The organism is Pelagibacterium montanilacus (genome assembly GCF_003992665.1).
Classification (GTDB): Bacteria; Pseudomonadota; Alphaproteobacteria; order Rhizobiales; family Devosiaceae; genus Pelagibacterium; species Pelagibacterium montanilacus.
This window is the reverse complement of sequence record NZ_RZMX01000019.1, coordinates 1-6,779: the sequence shown is the minus strand read 5'-3', so window position 1 is coordinate 6,779 and position 6,779 is coordinate 1. Positions and strand designations below refer to the sequence as shown.

Sequence of the window (6,779 nt, the reverse complement as noted above, 5' to 3'; positions counted from 1 at the left end):
GACACCCCGATGGACTGGAGCGGAAGCCTCGAGCTCGGCGTGCGCAGCAATCTGCTGCACGAGCTGGCCGAGCACGACGCGCAAAAGTCGCGCCTGGCCCAGGAGCGCGGCAAGCTCATCGTGGATGCAGGCGTCCAGCACCTCGCCGCAGCCGGCGTCAGCCAGGCGAAAGCGAGGCTCCTGAGGGGCGACATCGTCGAGGTCCTCAAGGATATCGAGGCCGATGCCGACCTCATCGTTCTGGGCAAGCGCGGCGAGGCGGCGGACTTTGCCAGGATGCATCTGGGGTCCAACCTCGAGCGCGTCGCGCGCGTGAGCAGCAAACCCGTGATGGTCGCCTCCCGCGCCTTCAAGCCGGTCAACGCGTTCATGATCGCCTATGATGGCGGGGCCAGCGCGGACAAGGCCGTCGACCACATCGCCAAGGGCAAGCTCTTCCCGGGCACGCCCTGCCACCTTGTCATCGCCGGCAGCGACACCGAACAGGCGCGCTCACGGCTCGAAAACGCCAACCGCAAGCTCACCGCGGCCGGGTTCGAGACCCATGCGTCTCTGATTCCGGGCGACGCCGAGAAAGTGATCGCCGAGTATGTGAAGGCCAACGACATCGGCCTGCTCGTGATGGGCGCCTATGGGCACTCGCGCATCCGGAACTTCATCATCGGCTCCACGACAACCGAGATGATCCGCTCGGTGCTCATTCCGGTCATGTTGTTCCGCTGATAGGAGCGGGATCCCTAGCGACCTTTGCGCCGTCCCGCCGTGCGCCGCTTTGGGGGAAACGTGTATGGATGAAACCTTCAGCGCCGTCCTGCTTGTCGATGGATCTCACTATGATCGACTGCGATCGACATTTGGCACGAGGATTGATTTCTTCAGGCTGGTCCCGCTGCTATCGGCACCAGAGGGTCTGATGGAGATACGGTACTATCGCGATGTGCGCGACCGAGCCGAAATGGCGCGATTTGCCGGCTTTCGGGCCTGGCTGGAAACGCATGATATCTCGGTGGTTGGTCGTGCCGAGCCTCTCGATCCGCCAGCACCGAGGCAGCGCTACGGAACGAACTTACTAGAGTTGGCCGTAGATGCGCAGCGTTGCGCCGAGAAGGGCAAATCGATTTTTGTGCTCGCGGGCGATTTCCAGCTTACGCCCGTGGTTGCTGGGATCCGGCAACGTGGCGCGAGTGTTGCGATCGTCTCAACCCTGTTTGCTCCGGCGAGCATCGCCCCGCATCGATCTCTACTGGATGCCGCCGACAGGTTCATTGAGTTGCGCGATCTGCTCCCTGAAATATCTATGGACTAGCACCGAGGGGCGGGATCGCCCGCCGAGCGAGTATGAACCGTTATTTTGCACCACCAAAAAGGCCCAGCGCGGCTCGCACATCCAATGCCGAGAGGCACATCGCCGATCTGCTCGGCTTGGCTGACATCAAGATCGGAGGCTCCCGCCCTTGGGACATAACGGTGAACGACCCTCGCGTTTACCAACGGGTGCTTGCGCGCGGCTCCCTCGGCCTCGGCGAATCCTATATGGATGGATGGTGGGGTGCGCCCGCCGTCGATGAGCTGATGACCAAGTTGCTGGAAGCGGACATCCCATCGCATTTGCGGCGCGATTTCCCGCTGCTCATCAGCATCGCGAGAGGCCGGCTGTTCAATTTCCAGCGCAGTCGAGCCTTTGAAGTTGGTGAGAATCACTACGACATCGGCAACGATCTCTACCAGCGAATGCTCGATAGCCGGATGATCTACTCGTGCGCGTACTGGAAGAACGCCTCAACTCTTGAGGAGGCGCAGGAGCGAAAGCTCGACCTGATCTGTCGCAAGCTCGACCTGCATCCAGGTATGAAATTGCTGGACATCGGCTCCGGATGGGGCGGCTTGCTCCGGTTCGCGGCCGAACGGTACGGAGTGCAAGGAGTTGGGGTGACCGTCTCCCATGAACAAGCGCGGTATGCCAATGCGAACCGACGCGGACTGCCCATAGAGACAAAGCTCATTGACTACATGGATCTCGAGGGGAAATTTGATCGAATCGTGTCGGTCGGTATGTTTGAGCATGTTGGGCAAAAAAACTATGGCAGCTACTTTGAAAAGGTCCGCCAGCTTCTAGTGCCGGACGGCCTATTCCTCCTCCATACGATCGGCGGTAATCATTCGTCTGTGCACGGCGATCCCTGGGTTGAGAAATACATCTTCCCCAACGGCATGTTACCGTCGCCAGCCCAAATCACGCGGAGAATTGAGGGCGTCTTCGTGCTTGAAGATTGGCATAATTTTGGTCCCGACTACGACAATACCTTGATGGCTTGGCTCTCACGTTTCGACGCAGCCTGGGACGACCTCGCCTCGCGATACGACGAGCGTTTCCGGCGCATGTGGCGCTACTATCTAATGATGTGTGCCGCGGTGTTCCGGGCGCGGCATACCCAGCTTTGGCAAGTGGTTCTATCGCCAAAGGGCATAGCTGGCGGCTACAAAAGCATTCGCTGATCAAAGCCTTGCCTTTGATGTTCAAGCCTGAGGGAGACACTGATGGATGGCGTTCTTCATGCCAGAATCCTTGATGAACTCGAAGAGTTGAAGTCGGCATCCGAGGCAACGCTCAGTGACCGCAAGCCGGTGGAACTCGATCAGCAAAGCGTTGGGCGATTGTCGCGTATGGACGCACTTCAGGGGCAGGCCATGGCTGATGCCTCCCAGCACCGGCGCCAACGCCGCATAATCGAGCTGGAGGCGGCCCTTCGGCGGCTCGAAGATTCGGAGTACGGCTTGTGCGTTGAATGCGGCGAGACAATCGCTGCCCGCCGTCTGGCGATCGATCCTGCCGCGGCCAAGTGCATTCACTGCGCCGCGCGCTGAACCGATGGAAGAAATAATGTGTCTGCCTCTACACAACGGCGGATGAATGGACTACAACTAAAATATCTTCCCACATTTAGTGGGCTCAGCAGCATTACCGATGACGACGTCGCAATCGTGGCGGCAGTCGCACTCATCGGTTTCCAAAATGGTACGCTGACGGAGCTCGACTGTTGTTTTTCGCACAGCGCAGTCTTTGCGACCGCCATGGGTATGCTCCAGACGTTACTGGAGGTTCCTATTGAACAAACATGTTTTTGACGGCAACGTGCGAACGCCGCACCATGATACGCGTCCCGTTTCTCTTGTGCATCTAAAGCGCCACGTGAAATGGCCTGAAGTGAAGGCATTGGTGCGCTACATTGATGATTTCGGCAGCGGCCGAACACGAGCGCTTGCGCGCGATCGGGGCTGGTGCCTTGCCATAACTTCCCCTGACGACCTGCTTTTGTTGAAGCACCAGCATGCAAGTTTTATTGACTATAGCGAGACGGTTTCTGTCGCCGTACCCAGCGGTAGAGCGTTCAGTATGAGTTGAGCGGTCTTGGGCTCTGCGAGCGGGATACGCTTCGCCCGGCACTCAGTCCGAATAGCGCTCGGGATCGCTCCTGGAGTTATGGGATCTCTGCCTTGAACTGGGCGCTATACTCCCAGCTGCCCGACCATGTCTCGAAAGCCATCTCGCAGCGGGATGAAAGAATGCAAGGCAGGACCCACCGGTTACACGACGGCTTATCCAAACACAATCTCTATAGGATTAAGGCAGGGGGCTGACGATCAACCTCGCTTCGGGGTTCACAAGCCGACCACCAATACCTATACTAAAGCTCCCTCCCTGATAGAGCAGGGCTGGAGTTCGGAAACACCCGTATCGAGGTAGCTGCGCAAAGCGCCCTTGGTCTCCGTGGCACCGGCTCCGGTTCTGCAGGCCAATGGCTTCGATGTGCGTGCTGACTTCGCCGTGCAAACGATGGAGCCTGCATGACAAAAGAACCACCACTCCACACTGAGAGTCTGGCGAAAATCCGGCAACCGGAATACCGCGCCCTCGCGCTTCTGCGCCAGCTCATCAGTGCCGCAGAACAGTCACCTCAACAACAAACGTGCCTATCAACAGATAGCCTGATCTATTCCGTTGCGAGGAAAATCATCGACGATGACGAAGGGCATCGAAGGGTCCAGCAAACGGCCTTGATGGCGTTGCGTGATCTCATCTGGCGGATTGATACCGCCAAGTTCCTGCTCAGAGATGCGGCCAAGACGCGTCAGATTCAGGAACTCTCAGAGATCCTTATTGAAATCCTCGACACCAGTGATGTCGACAGCCTTGTCCGCGGCCGTGAAGCGGGGGCCTCGGCAGGCGAACCGGAGCTCGTTCATGGAAATTGACCACGACGCAACAATCGCAAGGCTTCTGATTGCCAAGCCAAATGCGACGCTGACGGACATACGCCGCTTGGTGCCTACCGTTGCAGCGATGAATGATCGTGATCTGAACCAGAAAGTCGAGTTTCTGCGCCGAAGCAAGATGAGAGCCATCAAGCCCAAGACCGGAGGTTTCAAGCAGTGAACATCCATTATACGCCAAGCCAAGAGTTGACCTGGTACAATCGAGCTACTCATGAGCTCGCGGTGTCGGTCCTGAGATTGAAGCTGAAACAAGAACCAACAGGGCCGGAACAGGCAAGGGTTGAGCGGCTTCAAGCAGTTCTGGACAGGATCGAAAACGACACATTCGGATATTGCATAGCGTGCGATCTGCAGATTGAGCCCGACCGGCTTGTCGCTGACGTAACAACTAAGCTGTGCGCCAAGTGTGCGGCTTTGCGGACCGTATAGGCAAGCATGTGTAGGTCGAACAACGTTCGGCCAAAGACCCGCTTGCGCTTGGCGCGCGGGCGGGCATGCAAGACGGTCGCGAACTGGAAGTGACCGAGAGCCGATGGATGCATTGCCAGCTGCTGCGGGCGCCATCGTTCCGGAGTTGGTGGCGCGCCCATAAGAAAGTTGCCCCCTCGTTGAGGAGAAGCTGGAAATGAAGTCGTTTGCTTTGCGAGATGATGCGGGCTCCGCTGCCGTTCGCGTTATTGGCCAGGCCCTGCGCACATATGGATCTGGCACGCACTGGATTGAGCATTATCGGGGCGAAACGTTTATCAACGTTAGCGACGAGAAGGACGAAGTGATCCTTACCGATAGATTTCGCGATCTGGTCGTGCCTGACGACTCCGAACACCGGTAGAGCTCGAGCTACGCATTGCGGATTACTTTCCTAGTCTGATGGCCATCTGGCGAGCGGTATTTGCGGACCATCGACAAGGTGAAGTGCTGCCTGATCCGGTGATGCAGGTGGGAACGCTTCTTCACGAACGTAATGGTCCAATAATCCGGTAGACCTGCATGCGCGAACACCCAATCTCTCGGCGATCGCGCTGGGAGAGAGGCCTTGGTCCCGGAGAGCGAGTACACTGTCTCGGTCAATGCGGCGCTTGCCGCACTTGTACCTGCCACTCCGCTTCGCCCGCTCGATTCCTTCTCGCTGGCGCTCCTTGATGAACTGGCGATCCATCTGCACAACCATCCCCAGCACGGCAATGACCACATGTCCCTTCTCTCCACGTGTCGAGATGGGCGGATCGGCGCCATGAGCGCCGGCAATACCATCTGACGTTGCCCCCAACTTTTATCCAGCGTGACGTAGACTCCTGGAGTTGTTTTGGCCCTGCCGAGCCTGGTGGAAGACGGGGGCTGGCGCGGAGCTGGCCATTGAGCGCAGCGCCAGGTCCCGTCGTGGGGGGGGTGAGCCAGCCCAGCCGCGAGTGTGGGCGATTGGCATTGTAGTCAGCCAGCCATTCTCGAAGGGCGATGCGTGCGTAGGAGAGGCTCGGGAACAAGGTCTCGTTGAGCATCTCGTCCCTGAGCCTGCCATTGAACGATTCAATGAACGCGTTCTGCATCGGCTTTCCCGGGGCGATATAGTGCCAGTCGATCTTGTGCCGGTCGGCGAAGCCCAGGATGGCATTGGAGGTGAACTCGGTGCCGTTGTCGCTGACAATCATCTTCGGTTTGCCACGTGCCGCCATGATCATTTCGAGCTCTCGGGCAACCCGCAGACCTGAGAGGGATGTATCAGCGACGAGCGCCAGGCACTCGCGCGTGCAGTCATCCACGACGGCCAGAACCCTGAACCGGCGCCCGTCGGTCAGTTGGTCGGAGACAAAGTCCAACGACCAGCGCTCGTTGGGTGCCATGGGGATGACCATCGGCGCCCGCGTTCCCAAGGCCCGCTTCCGGCACCCCCTGCGCCGCACCGATAGCTTCTCTTCCCGATACATCCGGAACAGACGCTTGTGGTTGACCACATAGCCTTCCCGGCGCAACAGCACATGTAGCCGCCGATATCCAAAGCGCCGGCGTTCATGGGCAATTGCCTTCATCCGATCCCGCAGATCGATATCATCCACGCGGCTGCCCTGATATCGCATGGTCATGCGACAACAGCCCAGCACTGTGCACGCCCGCCGCTCGCTCATCTCAAAGGTCTCCCTGAGATAAGCGACCGCCTTTCGCCTGGCGGCGGGCGCTACCATTTTTTTCCAAGAAGATCCTTGAGTGCGGAGTTGTCGAGCATGGTATCGGCCAGGAGCTTCTTGAGCTTGGCGTTTTCGTCCTCGAGCGATTTAAGCCGCTTGGCCTCGCTCACATCCATGCCGCCGTATTTGGCTTTCCATTTGTAGATACTGGCGCTGCTCACGCCGTGCTTCCGGCACAAATCGGCGACCGGAACGCCTGCCTCATGCTCCTTGAGGATGCCGATAATCTGTTCTTCGCTGAACCTGTTGCGTTTCATCTCTGGTCCTTTTCGATGGGCCAGAGTCTATTTCAAACTGGATTAGCTCCAAGGGGCAACGTCA

At 58.4% G+C, this 6,779-nt stretch carries 9 protein-coding genes and 2 pseudogenes; 9 read left to right on the top strand and 2 right to left on the bottom strand.

The features are described 5' to 3' along the window. The 9 genes from EO136_RS08545 to EO136_RS08510 form a co-directional block, all read left to right on the top strand. Positions 1-723 (top strand): universal stress protein (locus EO136_RS08545; protein ID WP_164730503.1); only part of this gene is annotated, 723 nt, incomplete at its 5' end. Between the two features lie 64 nt (positions 724-787). After that, positions 788-1,306: an NYN domain-containing protein gene (locus tag EO136_RS08540; protein WP_127144033.1), complete on the top strand. Its 519-nt coding sequence runs from the start codon at positions 788-790 to the stop codon at positions 1,304-1,306. 32 nt (positions 1,307-1,338) lie between these two features. Then, positions 1,339-2,496: a cyclopropane fatty acyl phospholipid synthase gene (gene cfa / locus EO136_RS08535; protein WP_127144032.1), complete on the top strand. Its 1,158-nt coding sequence runs from the start codon at positions 1,339-1,341 to the stop codon at positions 2,494-2,496. A gap of 42 nt (positions 2,497-2,538) precedes the next feature. Continuing rightward, positions 2,539-2,865, top strand: coding sequence for a TraR/DksA family transcriptional regulator (locus tag EO136_RS08530; protein WP_127144031.1), 327 nt, complete (start codon positions 2,539-2,541; stop codon positions 2,863-2,865). A 241-nt stretch (positions 2,866-3,106) separates the two neighbouring features. Continuing rightward, positions 3,107-3,403, top strand: coding sequence for a hypothetical protein (locus EO136_RS08525; RefSeq protein WP_127144030.1), 297 nt, complete (start codon positions 3,107-3,109; stop codon positions 3,401-3,403). Positions 3,404-3,846: 443 nt separating this feature from the next. Beyond that, positions 3,847-4,254, top strand: a complete 408-nt coding sequence (locus EO136_RS08520) for a hypothetical protein (protein WP_127144029.1) — start codon at positions 3,847-3,849, stop codon at positions 4,252-4,254. Next, the gene (locus EO136_RS08515; RefSeq protein ID WP_127144028.1) at positions 4,244-4,435 is read left to right on the top strand and encodes a hypothetical protein; all 192 of its coding nucleotides are present in this window, start codon (positions 4,244-4,246) and stop codon (positions 4,433-4,435) included. Before EO136_RS08520 ends, EO136_RS08515 begins: the two co-directional genes overlap by 11 nt. Continuing rightward, positions 4,432-4,704 (top strand): TraR/DksA family transcriptional regulator, encoded by a 273-nt coding sequence (locus EO136_RS19105; protein WP_425466596.1) that lies wholly within the window; start codon positions 4,432-4,434, stop codon positions 4,702-4,704. The genes EO136_RS08515 and EO136_RS19105 overlap by 4 nt, the downstream gene beginning before the upstream one ends. Before the next feature lie 196 nt (positions 4,705-4,900). After that, positions 4,901-5,107: a hypothetical protein gene (locus EO136_RS08510; protein WP_127144027.1), complete on the top strand. Its 207-nt coding sequence runs from the start codon at positions 4,901-4,903 to the stop codon at positions 5,105-5,107. Between the two features lie 121 nt (positions 5,108-5,228). Here the strand turns inward: EO136_RS08510 and EO136_RS08505 are convergent. Together EO136_RS08505 and EO136_RS08500 are read right to left on the bottom strand one after the other, a co-directional pair. Continuing rightward, positions 5,229-5,503: pseudogene (locus EO136_RS08505) on the bottom strand (helix-turn-helix domain-containing protein); the annotation flags it as partial. 45 nt (positions 5,504-5,548) lie between these two features. After that, positions 5,549-6,715 (bottom strand): annotated as a pseudogene (locus EO136_RS08500) (IS3 family transposase). Between the last annotated feature and the right edge of the window lie 64 nt (positions 6,716-6,779).